14 protein-coding genes are annotated in these 17,845 nt (G+C 71.4%); 12 read left to right on the top strand and 2 right to left on the bottom strand.

Translation table 11 applies throughout. The annotated features are described in order from the left end of the window. Positions 1-162 precede the first annotated feature (162 nt). Positions 163-396, bottom strand: coding sequence for a hypothetical protein (locus ACIBJB_RS26130; RefSeq protein WP_398933593.1), 234 nt, complete (start codon positions 394-396; stop codon positions 163-165). 189 nt (positions 397-585) lie between these two features. Between ACIBJB_RS26130 and ACIBJB_RS26125 the strand changes: the two genes are divergently transcribed. The 12 genes from ACIBJB_RS26125 (at position 586) to moeZ (ending at position 16,194) form a co-directional block, all read left to right on the top strand. After that, complete coding sequence (locus ACIBJB_RS26125) at positions 586-1,659, top strand: alpha/beta hydrolase (RefSeq protein ID WP_398933591.1); 1,074 nt, start codon at positions 586-588, stop codon at positions 1,657-1,659. A 962-nt stretch (positions 1,660-2,621) separates the two neighbouring features. Further along, positions 2,622-3,782 (top strand): DUF3152 domain-containing protein, encoded by a 1,161-nt coding sequence (locus tag ACIBJB_RS26120; protein ID WP_398933589.1) that lies wholly within the window; start codon positions 2,622-2,624, stop codon positions 3,780-3,782. A gap of 57 nt (positions 3,783-3,839) precedes the next feature. Then, positions 3,840-3,935 carry an Ms4533A family Cys-rich leader peptide gene (locus ACIBJB_RS26115; protein WP_311714713.1) on the top strand — a complete coding sequence of 32 codons (96 nt, stop codon included), beginning with the start codon at positions 3,840-3,842 and terminating at the stop codon, positions 3,933-3,935. Positions 3,936-4,099: 164 nt separating this feature from the next. Further along, complete coding sequence (locus ACIBJB_RS26110; RefSeq protein ID WP_398933587.1) at positions 4,100-5,818, top strand: ABC transporter substrate-binding protein; 1,719 nt, start codon at positions 4,100-4,102, stop codon at positions 5,816-5,818. Between the two features lie 4 nt (positions 5,819-5,822). Beyond that, on the top strand, positions 5,823-6,827 hold the full coding sequence (locus ACIBJB_RS26105; protein ID WP_398933585.1) for an ABC transporter permease: 1,005 nt from the start codon (positions 5,823-5,825) through the stop codon (positions 6,825-6,827). Beyond that, the gene (locus tag ACIBJB_RS26100; protein ID WP_398933583.1) at positions 6,824-7,822 is read left to right on the top strand and encodes an ABC transporter permease; all 999 of its coding nucleotides are present in this window, start codon (positions 6,824-6,826) and stop codon (positions 7,820-7,822) included. Before ACIBJB_RS26105 ends, ACIBJB_RS26100 begins: the two co-directional genes overlap by 4 nt. Then, positions 7,819-9,411 (top strand): dipeptide ABC transporter ATP-binding protein, encoded by a 1,593-nt coding sequence (locus ACIBJB_RS26095; RefSeq protein WP_398933581.1) that lies wholly within the window; start codon positions 7,819-7,821, stop codon positions 9,409-9,411. The genes ACIBJB_RS26100 and ACIBJB_RS26095 overlap by 4 nt, the downstream gene beginning before the upstream one ends. Before the next feature lie 228 nt (positions 9,412-9,639). Then, on the top strand, positions 9,640-11,307 hold the full coding sequence (locus tag ACIBJB_RS26090) for a glycosyltransferase (protein ID WP_398933579.1): 1,668 nt from the start codon (positions 9,640-9,642) through the stop codon (positions 11,305-11,307). Positions 11,308-11,846: 539 nt separating this feature from the next. Further along, complete coding sequence (locus ACIBJB_RS26085) at positions 11,847-13,067, top strand: hypothetical protein (protein ID WP_398934011.1); 1,221 nt, start codon at positions 11,847-11,849, stop codon at positions 13,065-13,067. Positions 13,068-13,258: 191 nt separating this feature from the next. Further along, entirely contained in the window at positions 13,259-14,218 is a 960-nt protein-coding gene (locus ACIBJB_RS26080; RefSeq protein WP_328640781.1) for an NAD-dependent epimerase/dehydratase, read from the top strand. Beyond that, the gene (locus ACIBJB_RS26075; protein WP_398933576.1) at positions 14,206-14,952 is read left to right on the top strand and encodes a spherulation-specific family 4 protein; all 747 of its coding nucleotides are present in this window, start codon (positions 14,206-14,208) and stop codon (positions 14,950-14,952) included. Before ACIBJB_RS26080 ends, ACIBJB_RS26075 begins: the two co-directional genes overlap by 13 nt. Before the next feature lie 63 nt (positions 14,953-15,015). Beyond that, a complete protein-coding gene (gene moeZ, locus ACIBJB_RS26070) occupies positions 15,016-16,194 on the top strand; it encodes an adenylyltransferase/sulfurtransferase MoeZ (RefSeq protein ID WP_398933574.1) in 1,179 nt (392 codons plus the stop codon). A 53-nt stretch (positions 16,195-16,247) separates the two neighbouring features. Here moeZ and ACIBJB_RS26065 read toward each other — a convergent pair whose 3' ends face one another. Then, the gene (locus ACIBJB_RS26065) at positions 16,248-17,795 is read right to left on the bottom strand and encodes an alpha/beta hydrolase (RefSeq protein WP_398933572.1); all 1,548 of its coding nucleotides are present in this window, start codon (positions 17,793-17,795) and stop codon (positions 16,248-16,250) included. Between the last annotated feature and the right edge of the window lie 50 nt (positions 17,796-17,845).

Below are 17,845 nucleotides of genomic sequence, written 5' to 3'. Positions count from 1 at the left end.
TAACCGTGCTGTGCGCGGTACGAACGCAGAATTTCACGGACCGGACGGTGACGAAAACCGCCCAAAGGTTTCAAACGGTCATCTAGTGGGCATCGGCCGTCCCGTTCCTGCTCGGGAATGCGCTGATGAGTGCTTTGTCGGCCGCTCGGTGCCGGGCCGACGTCACCGATAGTCGTCCTCGTCAAGCGAGACGATCCTGGCCTGTTCGACGAGGTCGGCCTCGTTGGCCCGGTCGGGGTCCACGCCGGTCAGGGGGTCGTCACGGTCGGGCGCGATGTCGGTGTGCTGCTCGGCCGCGTCGACCTCGGGGGCCTCGACGTCGAGCTCGACGTCGTCGTCCTCCTCGAAGGCCTCGGGGTCGGTGAAGGCCTCGGGGTCGGTGGGGTCGTAGGCCATGGTGGGCTCCCTTCCTAGAACGTCCCTGAGGTACACAGGGGGCCACATTCGGGTGCCCTGCGTACGAGCCTAGGAGACACACGATCTGGACGCCATGCGATGTACGTGCCGCCCCGCACACGCCTCGCACATGTGCTCTGTGATGGCGAACACATGAACCACTGCGTGATCGTCTCGTAACATTGCCGCATGTCTTCGACCGAGCTGCCCTTCGTGCCGCCCGCCGCCGTCCTTCCGAAGGTGGCGCCCGTCAGGGTCGGTGAGGGCGAGCGGATCAGGTCGGTGGGCTTGCCGGGGATCACTCTGACGGTCCGTTCGAGACCACCCGCGCGCGAGGGGCTGCCGCCCGCCTTGTACGTCCATGGCCTGGGCGGTTCCTCGCAGAACTGGTCGGCGCTGATGGAGCAGCTGGAGGGCGACGTCGACGGCGAGGCCGTCGATCTGCCGGGCTTCGGTGACTCCCCGCCGCCGGACGACGGCAACTACTCGATCACCGGGCACGCGCGCGCGGTGATCCGTTTTCTCGACGCGTCCGGCCGCGGTCCCGTCCACCTCTTCGGGAACTCCCTCGGCGGCGCGGTGTCCACGCGCGTGGCAGCGGTGCGGCCGGACCTGGTGCGCACGCTCACCCTCGTCTCGCCGGCCCTCCCGGAGATCCGCGTCCAGCGCACCGCCGTGCCCACGGGGCTGCTGGCGGTGCCCGGCGTGGCCGGTCTGTTCACCCGATTCAGCAAGGACTGGACGGCCGAGCAGCGCGTCCGAGGGGTCATGGCCCTGTGCTACGGCGACCCCGGGCGGGTCACTTCGGAGGCCTTCCGGTACGCGGTGGAGGAGATGGAGCGGCGGCTGCAACTGCCGTACTTCTGGGACGCGATGACGCGTTCCGCGCGCGGGCTGGTCAACGCGTACACACTGGGCGGCCAGCACGCGCTGTGGCGCCAGGCCGAGCGTGTTCTCGCGCCCACGCTCCTCGTCTACGGCGGCCGCGACCAGCTCGTCGGCTTCCGCATGGCCCAGAAGGCGGCCCGAGCCTTCCGCGACTCCCGACTGCTGACCCTGCCGGAGGCGGGGCACGTGGCGATGATGGAGTACCCGGAGACGGTGGCGGGGGCGTTCCGTGAGTTCGCCGCGGACAGAGCGAGTTCCGACGGTTCCGTGGCAGGCTCTGACAGGCGCGACGGCTCCGTGGGCGCCTCGGGCGACGGCGGCGATGCCGCGACGGCTTCCGGTGACGGGGCCGACGCCACGACTGTGGGGAGCTGAGGCGGGGCGTGGGACGCCACAGTCGACGCGGGCCAGCTCCCAAGAAGGGGCCCGACAAGGGCAGTTCTGACCGCGGTGACACGGGCCGGGCGGGTGCCGAGGGTCTGGGCATGGAGGTGACGGGCCGGGCGGGCGTCGAGGCGGCGCGGGGCGCCGAGGGCTTTGGCGCGGAGGCGATGGCCGGGACGGGCGCCGAAGGAGTCCGGGGCGTCAAGGATCGCGGCGCGGAGACGACGGGCGGGACGGGCGTCGAGGGAGTGCGGGGCGCCAGGCGTCTTGGCGCGGAAGTGACGGGCCGGGCGGGCGCCGAAGGGGCGCGAGGCGCCACGGGTCTCGGCGCGGAGGCGACGGGCCGGGGACGGATGCCGACTTCAACCGCTCCGGCGGCGCAGGCTGCTCGGCAGAGGGCGCAGGGAGGCCGGGGGCCCGACCGCGGGGCACCCGGGGCCGAACCCGGGGGCGCCGCTGCCGGGTATCGGGTGCCTGCGCAGGGCGGCCCTCGGCTGCCCGACGGCACGCCCGCACATGGTTTCCCGGGGCTTGCGGACGGTACCCCCGCACGTGGCATTGCTCGGCTTGCGGACGGCACGCCCGCACGTGGGTTTCCCCGGATTCCGGACGGTAGGCCCGCACACGGTTCTCCTCGGCTTGCGGACGGTACGCCTGCGCGTGGCATTCCTCCGCTTGCGGACGGCACGCCCGCGCAGGGGTTCCCCCGGCTTCCGGACGGCACGCCCGCGCACGGCTTTCCGCGGCTGCCCGACGGCACGCCGGCGCGCGGAGTGCCTCGTGTGTCCGACGGTTCGTCCGAGGGTCCGTCCGGGCAAGGTGTACGGCGGTTTCCGGACGGGACGCCCCCGCACGGGTTCCCGCGGCTGCCCGACGGCACCCCGGCCCATGGCGTCCCCCGGGCCCGTGGTGGCCATCCCGAGCAGCGTGAATCCGGGGGCGGTTGGGGGGAGTTGAGCGACCGAGGGCCGGACGGGTACGCCGCCGCCGGACCGGGAGCCGCTCCTCCGCGGCAGCGGCAGGGCCCGTCGGGTTCGAGGCGGGGGCCACGGCAGGATTACCTCGACGCGTTCACCGACGAGGTGGACGTCTTCGCGCCCGGCGAATCTCGTGGCCCTGGTGGGCCCCGCGGCGCTGTTCCCGCGAGCCGTTCCGTCACGGGGGCCCGCGCGCCCGTCGCCACGCACCCCTCCGACCCGTACGGCTCGGTCACCGACTGGCCCGACGCCACCGACATCGACACCGACGAGGACGCCCGCCCCGACACCGACACGGGCGACGCGCCGCCGGCCGACCCGTCGGCGGCCAAGGGCGGCAAGGGCCGGGCGTTCACCGGCATCGCGGCCGCCGCCGTCGTCACCGTGCTCGCCGTCGTCGTGGCAGGACAGGTCACCGACCGGCACGACACCGCCGTGGGCACACAGTCCGCGACCGACCAGGCCCGGGACGCCCGCGACCCCGCCACGGGCGCGGACGGGCAGCCGACGCCGTCCACCTCGGCCAGTGTGGCGACGCTGACGTACGAACAGGCGATGGGCACCAAGTACCCGCTCAGCGCCAAGCTGGACGGCTCGGGGAAGTTCGACGCGGTCCAGGGGGTCGACAAGGCGCCCGGTAAGGGACAGAAGTACACCTACCGCGTGGACGTGGAGCAGGGTCTCGGACTCGACGGCCAACTCTTCGCCGAGGCCGTGCAGAAGACGCTCAACGACGACCGCAGCTGGGCCCACAGCGGCGCCCGGACCTTCGAGCGCGTCTACTCGGGCAAGCCCGACTTCGTGATCACGCTCGCCAGTCCCGGCACCACGGCCGACTGGTGCGCCAAGTCCGGCCTCGACACCACCGAGGACAACGTCTCGTGCGACTCGGCCGCCACCGAACGCGTGATGATCAACGCGTATCGATGGGCGCAGGGATCAACCACATACGGTGATCGGATCCATGCCTACCGGCAGATGTTGATCAATCACGAAGTCGGTCACCGCCTCGGCTACTCCCATGTCACCTGCGACAAGAACGGCGAGCTCGCGCCGGTGATGCAGCAGCAGACCAAGTTCCTCGACCACGACGGGATCCATTGCCGGGCCAACCCCTGGCCGTATCCCGGGAGTTGACGGATGGTGCCCATGTCACATTGACATGGGTTGATTCGGTCGTACATATTGCTGCGCATGTGGTCTAGTCATGCCGTCGAGAGCAGCGCCGCCATCCAGCTGGCGCTCATCGGTGTGACCCCGCTCTGCGTGGCCGACATTCTCTGTCGCTGACGCCCGCCCCCAGGCGCGCGCGTCGCGAAGCCCGCATTTCTCCGTGACCTCGGTCATGGCTCTTTCGACGACCCGACGCCGGGGCAGACGTCTGTCCACTTTCGTCTCACCCTTCGTCAGTCTGTCTCGCCAGTCGAGACTCATCATTCGAGAGGTCGTCTCCGATGCGTCCACCGTCCCTCACGACGCGCCGTATGGCAGCGGTATCCGTAAGCCTGGTTCTGGCAGCGGGCGCCGCCGCCTGCGGCCCTGAGGACAACGATGCCAAGAGCTCCGGTGGCGACTCCACGCCCCACAAGGGCGGCACCCTCACGGTGCTGAACTCCAACCCCCAGCAGGACTTCGACCCCGCCCGCCTGTACACCTCCGGCGGCGGCAACGTGCCCTCGCTCGTCTTCCGCACCCTCACCACCCGCAACCGCGAGAACGGGGCCGCCGGGGCCGAGGTCGTCCCCGACCTCGCCACCGACACCGGGCGCCCCAACAAGGACGCGACCGTGTGGACGTACACGCTGAAGGCAGGGCTCAAGTACGAGGACGGCACCGCGATCACCTCGGCCGACGTCAAGTACGGCATCGAGCGCTCCTTCGCGCCCGAACTCTCCGGCGGCGCCCCCTATCTGCGGGACTGGCTGGTCGGCGCGGCGGACTACCAGGGGCCGTACAAGGACAAGAAGGGTCTCGCGGCCATCGGGACCCCGGACGCCCGCACCCTCGTCTTCCATCTCAACAAGCCCGAGGGCGAGTTCCCGTACCTGGCCACGCAGACGCAGTTCACGCCCGTCCCGAAGGCCAAGGACACCGGCACGAAGTACGAGGAGCACCCGGTCTCGTCCGGCCCGTACCAGGTCGTCACGAACGAGAACGACGGCGAGCATCTTGTCCTGGAACGCAACAAGTACTGGTCGGCCTCGACGGACGCCGAGCGCAAGGCGTACCCGGACAAGATCGACGTGAAGTCCGGGCTCGACTCATCGGTGATCAACCAGCGGCTGTCGGCGTCCCAGGGTGCGGACAGCGCCGCGGTCACCACGGACACCAACCTCGGCCCGGCCGAGCTCGCCAAGGTGACGGGCGACAAGGAGCTCGCCGACCGCGTCGGCACCGGGCACTTCGGCTACACCAACTACATAGCGTTCAACCCGACGGTCAAGCCGTTCAACAACGTCAAGGTGCGGCAGGCGATCTCGTACGCCATCGACCGGTCCTCCGTGGTGAACGCGGCCGGCGGCAGCGCGCTCGCCGAGTCCGCCACCACCTTCCTGCCGAACCAGAAGTCCTTCGGCTACGAGCCGTACGACCTCTTCCCGGCAGGTGCGACGGGCAACGCGGCGAAGGCCAAGGAGCTGCTGAAGCAGGCCGGACACCCGAACGGGCTCACCGTCACGCTCACCCACTCCAACGCCAAGGACTTCGAGACCAGCCCCGAGATCGCGACCGCGATCCAGGACGCGCTCAAGAAGGCCGGCATCACGGTCAGGCTCCAGGGCCTGGAGGACAACGACTACTCGGACACGATCCACAGCGTGAAGACCGAGCCCGGCTTCTTCCTCGCCCACTGGGGTGCCGACTGGCCCTCCGGCGGCCCCTTCCTCGCCCCGATCTTCGACGGCCGGCAGATCGTCAAGGACGGCGCGAACTTCAACACGGGCCTGCTCAACGACAAGTCGGTCAATGACGAGATTGACGCGATCAACAAGTTGACCGATCTTGACGCTGCCGCCAAGCGATGGGGTGCACTGGACAAGAAGATCGGCGAGCAGGCACTGACCGTGCCGCTGTTCCACCCGGTCTACAAGCGGCTGTACGGCAAGGACATCAAGAGCGTCGTGATCAGCGACTGGACCGGTGTGCTGGACATCTCGCAGGTCGCGGTCAAGTAACCCGATGAGCGAGGCACTTGTCGCCACCGAGGTTCCCGAGGCGTCCGTCCCGGGAACCTCGGGGGCCCGTCAGTTCTGGCGGCGGCTGCGGGCGCAGCGCGCCGCCATGGTCGCGGCGTCCGTCGTCGCACTGCTCGTCCTGGTGGCGCTCGCGGCGCCCCTGCTCACCGCGCTGGAGGGCCAGGACCCCACCACCTACCACCCCTCCCTGGTGGACTCCGCGCGCGGTGGCGTGCCCATCGGGTCCTTCGGAGGCATCAGCGCCGACCACTGGCTCGGTGTCGAACCGCAGACCGGACGCGACCTGTTCGCGCGCCTGGTGTACGGCGCCCGGGTCTCCCTGGGCGTCGCGCTGACCGCGACCGCCGTACAGGTCTTCCTCGGTGTCGTCGTGGGTGTCGCGGCCGCGCTCGGCAACCGATGGGTTGATCAACTGTTGAGCCGGATCACCGACATCATCGTGGCCATGCCGCTGATGATCATGGCGTTGGCGCTGCTGGCCATCGTGCCGAGCAGCTTCCCGCGGCCGGTCCTGGTCGCGCTCATCATCGGCTTCGTCGCCTGGGGCACGATCGGCAAGATCGCCCGCGCCCAGACACTCACCCTCAAGGAACTCGACTACGTGGCCGCCGCCCGGCTGAGCGGCTGGGGCACCTTGCGGATCGCCCGCCGGGAACTGCTCCCCGGTCTCGCGGCGCCCGTCATCACCTACGCGGCACTGATGGTGCCGGCGAACATCAGCATCGAGGCGTCCTTGTCCTTTCTCGGCGTCGGCGTGAAGCCGCCCACACCGTCCTGGGGACAGATGCTCTCCTCCGCCGACGTCTGGTACCAGGCGGCCCCGCAGTACCTGCTGCTGCCCGCGGCCGCGCTGTTCGTCACCGTCCTCGCGCTCACCGTCCTCGGCGACGGCGTCCGCACCGCCCTCGACCCGCGCGCGGCCTCCCGACTGCGCATCGGCACGGGCCGCAAGCAGGAGTCCAAGGCCGGCAAGGAGGGCTCCGCATGAGCGGCTTCACCGGATTCGTCCTGCGCCGGGCCGTGAGCGCCGTACTCACTCTGCTCGCCCTCTCGGTGATCATCTACGTCGTCTTCTACGCCACTCCCGGCAACGTCGCCCAGATCACCTGCGGCCCGCGCTGCTCGCCGGAACAGGTGCACCAGGTCGCCCTGCAGCTCAGGCTCGACGACCCGCTGTACCTGCGCTACTGGCACTTCCTCCAGGGCATCGTCGCAGGCCACGACTACTCCACCGGCACGTCGGTCGAGCACTGCCCGGCACCCTGCCTAGGGCTGTCGTACCAGAGCGACCAGCAGGTCACGCAGATCATCCTGAACAAACTTCCCGTCAGCCTGTCACTGGTGGCCGGCGCGATGGTGCTCTGGCTGCTGCTGGGCGTCGGCACCGGCGTGCTCTCCGCCTGGCGGCGCGGCCGGTTCAGCGAGCGCGCGCTGACCGGCCTCACTCTCGCGGGAGTCGCCACGCCTGGCTTCGTCATCGGCCTCGTCCTGATGATCGTGGTCTGCGGACAGCTGGAGCTCCTGCCCTTCCCGGAGTACGTCGCCCTCTCCGACGACCCCGAGCAGTGGATGTGGGGCCTGCTGCTGCCCTGGGTCACGCTCGCCCTCGGAGAGGCGGCCTACTTCGCGCGGCTGACCCGTGCGTCGATGCTCGAAACGCTCGCCGAGGACCACATCCGCACCTTCCGGGCCTACGGCGTCGGCGAGCGCTCGATCGTCGGCCGGCATGCCCTGCGCGGGGCCCTGGCTCCGGTCATCGCCCTGAACGCCAACGACTTCGGCAGCGCGGTGGGCGGGGCCGTCCTCGTCGAGTCACTGTTCGGCCTGCCCGGCATCGGCCAGGAACTGGTCCACGCCGTCACCGTCGTCGACCTCCCGGTCGTCGTCGGGATGGTCCTGGTCATCGGCTTCTTCGTGGTGCTCGCCAACGCCGTCGCGGACGTCCTGTACGCGGTGGCCGACCGACGGGTGGTGCTCGCATGAGCCTCGTCCATGTCACGAACCTGACCGTCGAGTTCGGCGACCTGCGTGCCGTCGACGGCCTCTCCTTCCGCCTGGAGCAGGGCGCCGCCCTCGCCCTGGTCGGCGAGTCCGGCTCCGGCAAGTCCACCGTCGCCTCGGCCCTGCTCGGGCTGCACCGCGGCACGGGCGCACGCGTGGGCGGCTCGGTCGAGGTCGCCGGAGTGGACGTACAGCAGGCGTCGGACGACGACCTGCGGCGGCTGCGGGGCGCGCAGGCCGCGATGGTCTTCCAGGACCCGCTGTCGTCCCTGGACCCGTACTACGCGATCGGCGACCAGATCGCCGAGGTGTACCGCGTGCACACGCGTGTGTCGTGGCGAGCGGCACGCGCGCGTGCGGTGGAGGTGCTGGACCGGGTCGGCATTCCGGACGCCGTACGGCGGTCCCGGGCCCGTCCGCACGAGTTCAGCGGCGGCATGCGTCAGCGCGCCCTCATCGCGATGGCGCTGGCCTGCGAGCCCGACCTGCTGATCGCCGACGAGCCGACGACCGCGCTCGACGTGACCGTCCAGGCCCAGATCCTCGATCTACTGCACACCCTGCGCCAGGAGACCGGCATGGGCCTGCTGCTCGTCACGCACGACGTGGGAGTCGCCGCCGAGAGCGTCGACGACGTGCTCGTCATGCGGCACGGTCGCGCGGTCGAGCAGGGGCCGGTCGGCGCGGTGCTCGGGGCGCCCGCGGAGGCGTACACGCGTGAACTGCTCGCCGCGGTCCCGCGCGTGGACGCGACTCGGACACCTTCCCGGGCATCCGACGAGGTGGTCCTCGAGGCGAAGAGCCTGCGGCGCGAGTTCGGGCGCGGCAAGAAGGCGTTCGCGGCCGTCGACGACGTCTCGCTGATCATCCACCGGGGCGAGACCCTCGGCGTCGTCGGCGAGAGCGGCAGTGGCAAGACGACGCTGGGGCGGATGCTGGTCGGGCTGCTGGAGCCGACGGTGGGCGAGGTCCGTCACGACGGCCACGCGCGCGTGGGCGTGAACCCGGCCGTGCAGATGGTCTTCCAGGACCCCGTCTCGTCCTTGAATCCACGCCGCAGCGTGGGCGAGTCGATCGCCGACCCGCTCCGCGCGCGGGGTGAACGCGACGAGAAGCGGATCCGGGGGCGCGTGACGGAACTGCTGGAGCGCGTGGGGCTCGAAGGGGCGCACTACGACCGCTACCCGCACGAGTTCAGCGGCGGCCAGCGCCAGCGCGTGGGCATCGCGCGGGCGCTCGCGGCCGACCCGCGCGTCATCGTCTGCGACGAGCCGGTCTCCGCGCTCGACGTCACCACCCAGGCCCAGGTGGTCGCCCTGCTCGGCGAGTTGCAGCGGGAGCTCGGCCTCGCGCTGGTCTTCGTCGCGCACGACCTCGCCGTCGTGCGCCAGGTCAGCGACCGGGTCGCCGTGATGCGGCGCGGCCGGATCGTCGAGACCGGGCCCGCCGACGAGGTGTACGACAACCCCCAGGACCCGTACACCAAGCAGCTCCTGGCCGCCGTACCGGCGCTCGATCCGCGGATCGCGGCCCGGCGCAGGGCGGAGCGCCGGGAAGTGGCCGTGACCTGACGTTACGTGTCCGCATGATCTCTTAGCGCGACCGAACGCGATCCGCACGGGAAAGTTACGACCGTTCACCCCTTTTGGTGGCGCGATGGACAACCGTCCGTCGCGCCACCGCCTTGTCCGCATACGTTCGTCCCGCTGCGAGCCGCCGGGCAACGGCGGCTCTCGACACGGGAGATCGGGGGCGCACTCGTGCGCATAGGACTGCTTACGGAGGGTGGCTATCCGTATGTGAGCGGTGATGCCAGGCTCTGGTGCGACCGGCTCGTGCGCGGCCTCGAGCAGCACGAGTTCGACATCTACGCGCTCAGTCGCAGCGAGCGCCAGGAGGACGAGGGCTGGGTCCAGCTGCCGCCGCAGGTCCGCCGGGTCATCACGGCCCCGCTGTGGACCGCGCCGGACGACGGGGTGGGGTACGGCAGGCGGGCGCGCCGTCGGTTCGCCGAGTCCTACGGCGAGTTGGCGGCGGCGCTGTCCGAAGGGGGGGTCGGCGACGCCTCGGGGGAGTCGTCGGCCGCCGAGGCGGACCGTTTCGCCAGCGCCCTGTACGGGCTCGCCGAACTCGCCCGCGACGAGGGCGGACTGGTGGGGGCCCTCCGCTCCGAGACCGCCGTACGCGCCCTGGAGCGCGCCTGTCGCGCACCCGGCGCCCGGCAGACGGCACGTGAGGCGCGCGTACCGGATCTGCTGGCTGTCGCCGCGCACCTGGAGCGCGCCCTGCGCCCCCTCTCGCTCGACTGGTACGAGGACGACGGCCTCGGCGCGGTCGACCTGTGCCACGCGGCCTCCGGCGGCCCGGCCGCCCTGCCGGGTCTCCTCGCGCACCACTTCTGCGGCGTCCCACTGCTGGTGACCGAGTACGGCGTGCGGTTGCGCACGCACTACCTGGCCGATACCGAGTCCGCGCCCCCCGTACGGGCCCTGCTCGCCGCCTTCCACGGCAGGCTGGCCACCGAGACCTACCGGCGGGCCGCGGTCGTCACGCCCGGCAACACCCACGCCCGCCGCTGGCAGGAGCGCTGCGGCGCCGACCGCGAGAAACTGCGCACGGTCTACCCCGGCATGGACGCCGCCCGCTTCACGGAGGTGGGGGAGTCCGCGGCGTGCGGGGACCCGGACAGGCTGGTCTGGGTGGGCCGCGTCGAACCCGCCAAGGACCTGATCTCCCTTCTCCACGCCTTCGCGGAGATCCGCAAGGAGGAGCCGAAGGCGCGGCTGAGAATCGTCGGCGCGCCCTCCGGGGCCGAGGGCGCGGCCTATCTGGGGCACTGCAAGGCGCTGGCCGCGCAGCTCTTCCCGGACGAGGCGGAGGGGCTGCACGCCGTCGGCGACAACCCCGTCTCCTTCGAGGAGGTCGGCGGTCCCGAGGTGCCGACCCTCGCCGACGCATACGCCTCGGGCGCGGTCACCGTCCTGTCCAGCGTCGTCGAGGGCTTCCCGATCAGCCTCGTCGAGGCCATGTTCTGCGGCCGGGCCACCGTGTCCACCGACGTCGGCGCGGTCGTGGAGGTCATCGGCGGCACGGGGCTCGTCGTCCCGCCGCGCAACCCGAAGGCGCTCGCGGAGGCGTGCGTGACGCTGTTGCGCGACCCCGAGCGCCGTGAGCGCCTAGGCGCCGCCGCGCGCGCCCGTGCCCTCGAACTGTTCACCGTGGAGCAGAACATCACGGCATTTCACGGCATTTACCTGGAGATCGTCTCGCACACCCCGATCCGCCGGGTCGTGCTGGACGACACCGGAGAGCCCCTCCCGTTCGCCGCCCCCGCCGAGGCGCATGTCCCCGGCCACTGGACCGAGCTCAACACCCGCGTCGTGGCCCGAGGTGGCCCCGGCTGGGCCGCGGGGCCCCCGGCTCACGCGACGCCTCCTTTCGCCGCCACGGAAGGAGCGTCCGGATGAGCGACGTGGGAATCGAGCGCCCCGGTACTCCGGGTGGCCCGGGGACATGGGACACGGAGCCCTCTGAGGAGTGGCTGACGCGGGAGACGTCCGTGAGCGACGGGCGGGGGGCGGGCGAGCGCGGGGCGGATGGCGGCATGGGGCGCGTCGGGGCATCGGGAACGCCGGAGCCGCGAGCCGTGGAGAGCCCCGAGGAGTCCGAGGAGCGGGAGGAGTTCGGAGGATTCGGAGCGCCCAAGGCGTCCAAGGCATCCGGAGCGCCCAAGGCGTCCGAAGGGTCCGAAAGGGCTGAGCCGGGCGTCGCCGACACACTCACCAGTGAGCCCGAGCCACTCACCGGTGAGGCTTCCGGGGCCGCCGCCGCGCACGCCCCTGAGTCCGCCGGAGATGCCGAGGCGCACACCTCTGTGTCCTCCGGACATGCCGAGGCGCACACCTCCGTGTCCTCCGGACATGCCGACGCGAACACCCCGGTGTCTTCGGGAGAGCCCGGCGTGCACGATCCCGTGGCTTCCGAGGGCGCGGACCCGCACCCCCCGGTGTCCTCGGGAGAGCCCGGCGTGCACACTCCCGAGGCCTCCGGGGCCGCGGACCCGCACCCCCCGTCGGCACCCACCCCCCGCGCCGCCGAGGTCTCCGCCGGCCGCAAGCCCATCACCCCAGGTCCCGCCCGCCGTTCCCCTGCCGACCCGGTGAAAGCCCTGATGCACCGGCACCGCGAGCTGTGCGAACGGGCCGTCGACCCCCTGGAGATCGCCGCCGGTCTCGAGGCCCACGGTGTCACCGACCGCACCGCCGTCCGCTTCCGGCACCGGGACGTCTTCTCCCTCGCCGAGGAGATGTACGCCCGCGTCCCGAGGGACGGCGAGACGCCCCCGCAGCCCATGGTGGAGCAGGCACCACGGGCCTGTGCCGACTGGACCCTCCTCACCCTCCTCCCCGGCGCCCTCTGCGCGGCCACGGTGGCCGGCATCCGCCTCACCGACGGCCAGTCCCGCCTGGTCGTCGCCCTCGTGGGCTTCCTGGCCGTGTCCCTGGCCATGCGTGCGGCCCTGTCCCGCGGCCCCCTCGGCATCCCCGAGCGTGCACCCACCACCGGCACCTCCACCTGGACGTACTGGCTCCTCGCCTACGCAGCCCTCGGCGACGGCCTCCTGACGGCGGCCGTGACCGGCGGTCCCCACGCCCTGCCCACCGGTGCCGCCGACGCCCCCTGGCCCATGGCCACGGCTCCCGTCCTCGCCCTGGCCCTGTCCTGCGCTCCGGCAGCCTGGGCCGCCCACCTCTTCGCGGCGCGCGCCCGCCGCAAACTGACCGTCAGCCGAGGCCTGGAGGACTTCGCGGCCGCCGTACGCCCCCTGCTGCTCGGCACGTTCGCCGTGTACCTGTGCGCCCTGACGGCTCTGTCGGCCCTGTCCGGCGCCGTCCTGGACGAACCCTCCGCCCACCCACAAGTCATCGCCCTGGGCGCCCTCCTCTTTCTCGCCCGCCTCCTCACCATCCACGGCTTCACCCACGCCCCCGCGGTGGTGCTCACCGCCACCGCGACAGCCCAGGCGACGGCCCTGGCCGCGGCCTTCGCCTCCCGCCTGCCGGGCTGCGGCTTCCTGACCGCTCCGGTGGAAGCCCTCGTGGGCCTCTGGGGCGCGGGCGGCATCCAGACCCTCTCCTGCGGGATCTGCGCCCTGGCCCTGCTGATCCACGGGTTCCGCAAGCTGACGAGGGCATCGGCCCACGCCCAGGCGGAGGACCCGTGCTGACCCGGCCCCGAGCGACACACCCCCCGTAGGAGCGGCCGCCCGCCCGCGTGGGCGAAACCACCCCGCTGAACCCGCACAGGCCGCCGCAGGCACCCCGGCCCCACCGCCGGAGACAACTCGCAAGCCCCTCCCGAAGGAGAACCCGCAATGACCACCTCCCGACCTGCCCCCAAGGCCCCGGGAGCAGCCCGATGAGAGTCCTGCTGATCGGAGCCAACGGCTACCTCGGCCGCTTCGTCGCCGACCGCCTGCTCGCCGACCCCGCCGTCCAGCTCACCGCGCTCGGCCGCGGCGACGACGCCGACGTCCGCTTCGACCTCGCGTCCGGCAGCCCCGGCGCCCTCACCCGCTTCCTCGACGCCGTCCACCCGGGCGTCGTCGTCAACTGCGCCGGCGCCACCCGCGGCGGTGCCCGCGAACTCACCCGCCACAACACGGTCGCGGTCGCCACCGTCTGCGAGGCCCTGCGGCGCAGCCGCTGCGGTGCCCGTCTGGTGCAGATCGGCTGCGGCGCGGAGTACGGCCCCAGCCAGCCCGGCTCCTCCACGGCCGAGGACGCCGTCCCCCGCCCCGGCGGTCCGTACGGCGTCAGCAAGCTCGCCGCCACCGAACTGGTCCTCGGATCCGGCCTGGACGCGGTCGTCCTGCGGGTCTTCTCACCGGCGGGCCCCGGCACTCCCGCGGGCTCCCCGCTCGGCCGTCTCGCCGAGGCCATGCGCCGCGCCATGCAGTCCGGTGACGGCGAGCTGAAACTCGCCGGCCTCGGCGCCCAGCGCGATTTCGTCGACGTCCGTGATGTGGCCCGCGCGGTCCACGCGGCCTCGCTCTCCGCCGCGCAGGGCGTCATCAACATCGGCTCGGGCCGTGCCGTCCGCCTCCGCGACGCCGCCGCCGTCCTGGCCCGGGTCGCCGGATACGGCGGCGCCCTCCATGAACTCGACGGTCCTCCCGGGCCGCTGAGGGCGACCATCGGGCATCCCCGCTCCGAACCGGACCACGCGGGACCCGTCGCGTATCCGTACCCCGACGGCTGCGGCAGCTGGCAGCAGGCGGACGTGCGCACCGCACGCGACCGGCTCGGCTGGCGCCCCCGGATCAACCTCGAAGAGTCCCTCGCCGACATCTGGATGGAGGCGGCATGCCGCATCTGACCAGCACGGAGACCAACACGCCGAGCACCGACCTGCGCGTCGGCCTCGGTGCCCCCGGCTTCGCCCACCCCTTGGTCGCCCCCGCCGAGTGGGCCGAACTCACCCGTCCCGGCACCCCACTGCACTGGGCCGTCCTCAACGTCGCCGACGGACCCGGTGCCCGCCCCGACCCGCACTGCCTCGAAGCGGCCGGCCGGCTGCGCAACGCGGGCGTCCGCGTCCTCGGTCACCTCGACACCTCCGGGGTCCGCACCTATGGCGAACTGGTCCCCGAGGCGCACCGTTACGTCGACTGGTACCAGGTCGACGGCTTCCTCCTGGACCACTGCCCGGCCGAACACGCCGCGCTCCCCGAAGTCCGCCGCACCGTCACCGCGCTCCGCGCGATTCGTGACGATGCCCACATCGTCCTCGGCCACGGCACCCACCCCCACCCCGGTTACGCCGAGACCGCCGACCAGTTGGTCACGTTCTCCGGCTCCTGGAGCGACTACCGCTGGTCGCAGGTGGCCGAGTGGACCGCCGACTACCCGCCCGACCGCTTCTGCCACTTCGTCCACGGAGTGCCGGGCCCGCACCTCGAGGAGGCTCTGCGGATCGCCCGCTGGCAGGGTGCCTCGACGATCTGGTTCACCGACCGCACGGATCGCGGCGGCCGCGTCGACCCCTGGGAGACCCTGCCCGGCTACTGGGACGAAATCGTCTCGCGGATCGGAACGGGTGTCTCGGAATGAAGAAGCCCATGGCAGTGTTACGGGGAGAACAACTGTAGTGATTGACCGACCAACGGAGTCCCCGTGTCGCTGCCACCCCTGGTCGAGCCCGCCTCCGAGCTCACCGTAGACGAGGTCCGCAGGTACTCCCGCCACCTGATCATTCCCGACGTCGGGATGGACGGGCAGAAGCGGCTGAAGAACGCCAAGGTGCTCTGTGTGGGCGCCGGCGGCCTGGGCTCGCCGGCGCTGATGTACCTGGCCGCCGCGGGCGTCGGCACGCTCGGCATCGTGGAGTTCGACGAGGTCGACGAGTCGAACCTGCAGCGCCAGATCATCCACAGTCAGGCCGACATCGGCCGCTCCAAGGCCGCGTCCGCGCGTGACTCGGTCCTCGGCATCAACCCGTACGTGAACGTGATCCTTCACGAGGAGCGGCTCGAGGCCGACAACGTGATGGACATCTTCAGCCAGTACGACCTGATCGTCGACGGAACCGACAACTTCGCGACCCGCTACCTGGTCAACGACGCGTGCGTGCTGCTGAACAAGCCGTACGTCTGGGGCTCGATCTACCGCTTCGACGGCCAGGCCTCCGTCTTCTGGTCCGAGCACGGCCCCTGCTACCGCTGCCTCTACCCGGAGCCCCCGCCCCCCGGCATGGTTCCCTCCTGCGCCGAGGGCGGCGTGCTGGGCGTGTTGTGCGCGTCCATCGGCTCCATCCAGGTCACCGAGGCGATCAAGGTCCTCACGGGCATCGGTGATCCGCTCGTCGGCCGCCTGATGATCTACGACGCCCTCGAGATGCAGTACCGCCAGGTCAAGGTCCGCAAGGACCCGAACTGCGCGGTCTGCGGCGAGAACCCGACCGTCACCGAGCTCATCGACTACGAGGCCTTCTGCGGCGTCGTCTCCGAGGAGGCCCAGGAGGCGGCCGCCGGCTCGACGATCACTCCGAAGCAGCTCAAGGAGTGGATCGACGACGGCGAGAACATCGAGATCATCGACGTCCGTGAGATCAACGAGTACGAGATCGTCTCCATCCCGGGCGCGAAGCTGATCCCGAAGAACGAGTTCCTCATGGGCACCGCCCTGGAGGGCCTCCCGCAGGACAAGAAGATCGTCCTGCACTGCAAGACGGGTGTCCGCAGTGCGGAAGTCCTCGCGGTCCTGAAGTCCGCGGGCTTCTCCGACGCCGTGCACGTCGGTGGCGGTGTGATCGGCTGGGTCCACCAGATCGAGCCGGACAAGCCGGTCTACTAGGCCCATGTCTTCCCGGGAGGGGCTCGGCACCAGGTGTGCCGGGCCCCTTTCCGTCACTGGCGCCGGCCGCAGACCTTGCCGTCCTTCGGCACCGTTCCCTTCAGCAGATACGCGTTCACTGTGGAGTTCACACAGTCGCTCCGGTTGCCGTACGCCCCGTGTCCCTCGCCTTTCCAGGTGAGCTCCACACCGACGCCCTTGCCCAACTCGTCCGCCATCCTGCGGGCACCCTCGTACGGGGTCGCCGGGTCGCCCGTGTTGCCGATCACCAGCACCGGTGCCGCACCGGGTGCGCTCACCTCCGGGGTTTCGTACTGTCCGGGCACCGGCCAGTCGTGGCACCAGCCGGCCGCGTCCCAGCCGAGGAAGGGGCCGAACACGGGCGAGATTCTCTGGAACTCGGGCAGCAGCTTCTTCGCCTCCGCGAGCGTGGGCCGCTGCTTGTCGTCCAAGCACGATATGACCCGTTGTGACTGCGTCACCAGGGCGTAACGGCCCGAGGCATCCCGTTCGTTGTAGCCGTCGGCGAGCGCCAGCAGTTCGGAGCCGTCCCCCTGCTCGGCCGTGTCGAGAGCGCTGGTCAGCGAGGGCCAGCTGTCCTGGCGGTACAACGGCCAGACGATGCCGGTGAACGCCAGCACCTGGGTCAGCTTCCGCCCGGAATATGTGTCCAGCGGGTCCGCGTCGATCCGCTCCAGCAGGTCAGCGATCTTCCGGGTGCCTTGTTCGGGGTCCTGGCCGGTGGATTCGAGGTAGTTGTCGAGGGCGCGCTGGAAGCCCCGGGCCTGGTTCTTTCGGTGGTCCACCAGGTCGGCGGTCGGATCGACGACCGCGTCGAGCACCAGCCGCCCTGCATTCTCGGGGAACATGTGGGCGTAGACACCGCCGAGTTGGGTGCCGTACGAGATGCCGAAGTAGTGCAGCTTGTCGTCGCCGAGGACCTGGCGCATCAGGTCCATGTCCCGCGCGGTGTCGGTGGTCGAGACGTGCGCCAGCAGTCTGCCCACGCGCTTCTCGCAGCCCTGGGCGAAGTCGGTCGCGTCCCTGAGAAACGCCCGTTCCTCTGCAGGGGTGTCCGGGGTGGGGTCCACCGCCTCGGCGGCCTGGGTCTCCTTGTCGCCACGGCAGCGGACGCCTTCGCTGGCGCCGACCCCGCGCGGATCCCAGCTCACCAGGTCGTACCGCTCGCGCAGGAGGGAGACGGTGGCGGCGTACCCGGGCATTCCGGTGACGCCCGACACACCGGGGCCGCCGAAGTTGAACAGGAGCGAGCCGATGCGGTCGCCGCCGCGGGCCTTGGAGCGGATCAGCGCGAGGTCGATCGTCTCGCCGTCCGGCTTCGACCAGTCGAGCGGCACCTTCAACGTCGCGCATTGCCAGTCCCTGCCGGGCGGGGAGGAGTCCGCGGTGGCCTTGCAGCGCTCCCAGTCGAGCTTCTGCTTGGTCAGCGCGGCGGGCAGCGCTTTCGCGCCTGTGGTGGTGGGCCTCGCGCTGCCCGACCGCTCGTCCCCTTCACCGCCGTCGGACGAGCCGCCGCTGCAGCCCGCCGCCAGCAGTGCGGCTGTGGCGGTCACGGCCGCCCACCGTACGAAACGCCCCATTCCAGTCCCCCTCCCCAGCCGTCCGTGCCGAGCCACGAACGTCGGTCTGG

It is taken from the genome of Streptomyces sp. NPDC050759 (assembly GCF_044456945.1).
In the GTDB taxonomy this organism is placed as follows: domain Bacteria; phylum Actinomycetota; class Actinomycetes; order Streptomycetales; family Streptomycetaceae; genus Streptomyces.
The sequence above is the reverse complement of the archived record's forward strand: the minus strand, read 5'-3'. Positions and strand labels throughout refer to the sequence as shown.

Coding starts and splice junctions, on each gene's coding strand:
- ACIBJB_RS26130 (WP_398933593.1), bottom strand. CDS start 396: ATGGCCTACGACCCCACCGACCCCGAGGCCTTCACCGACCCCGAGGCC.
- ACIBJB_RS26125 (WP_398933591.1), top strand. CDS start 586: ATGTCTTCGACCGAGCTGCCCTTCGTGCCGCCCGCCGCCGTCCTTCCG.
- ACIBJB_RS26115 (WP_311714713.1), top strand. CDS start 3,840: ATGTGGTCTAGTCATGCCGTCGAGAGCAGCGCCGCCATCCAGCTGGCG.
- ACIBJB_RS26110 (WP_398933587.1), top strand. CDS start 4,100: ATGCGTCCACCGTCCCTCACGACGCGCCGTATGGCAGCGGTATCCGTA.
- ACIBJB_RS26105 (WP_398933585.1), top strand. CDS start 5,823: ATGAGCGAGGCACTTGTCGCCACCGAGGTTCCCGAGGCGTCCGTCCCG.
- ACIBJB_RS26100 (WP_398933583.1), top strand. CDS start 6,824: ATGAGCGGCTTCACCGGATTCGTCCTGCGCCGGGCCGTGAGCGCCGTA.
- ACIBJB_RS26095 (WP_398933581.1), top strand. CDS start 7,819: ATGAGCCTCGTCCATGTCACGAACCTGACCGTCGAGTTCGGCGACCTG.
- ACIBJB_RS26080 (WP_328640781.1), top strand. CDS start 13,259: ATGAGAGTCCTGCTGATCGGAGCCAACGGCTACCTCGGCCGCTTCGTC.
- ACIBJB_RS26075 (WP_398933576.1), top strand. CDS start 14,206: ATGCCGCATCTGACCAGCACGGAGACCAACACGCCGAGCACCGACCTG.
- ACIBJB_RS26065 (WP_398933572.1), bottom strand. CDS start 17,795: ATGGGGCGTTTCGTACGGTGGGCGGCCGTGACCGCCACAGCCGCACTG.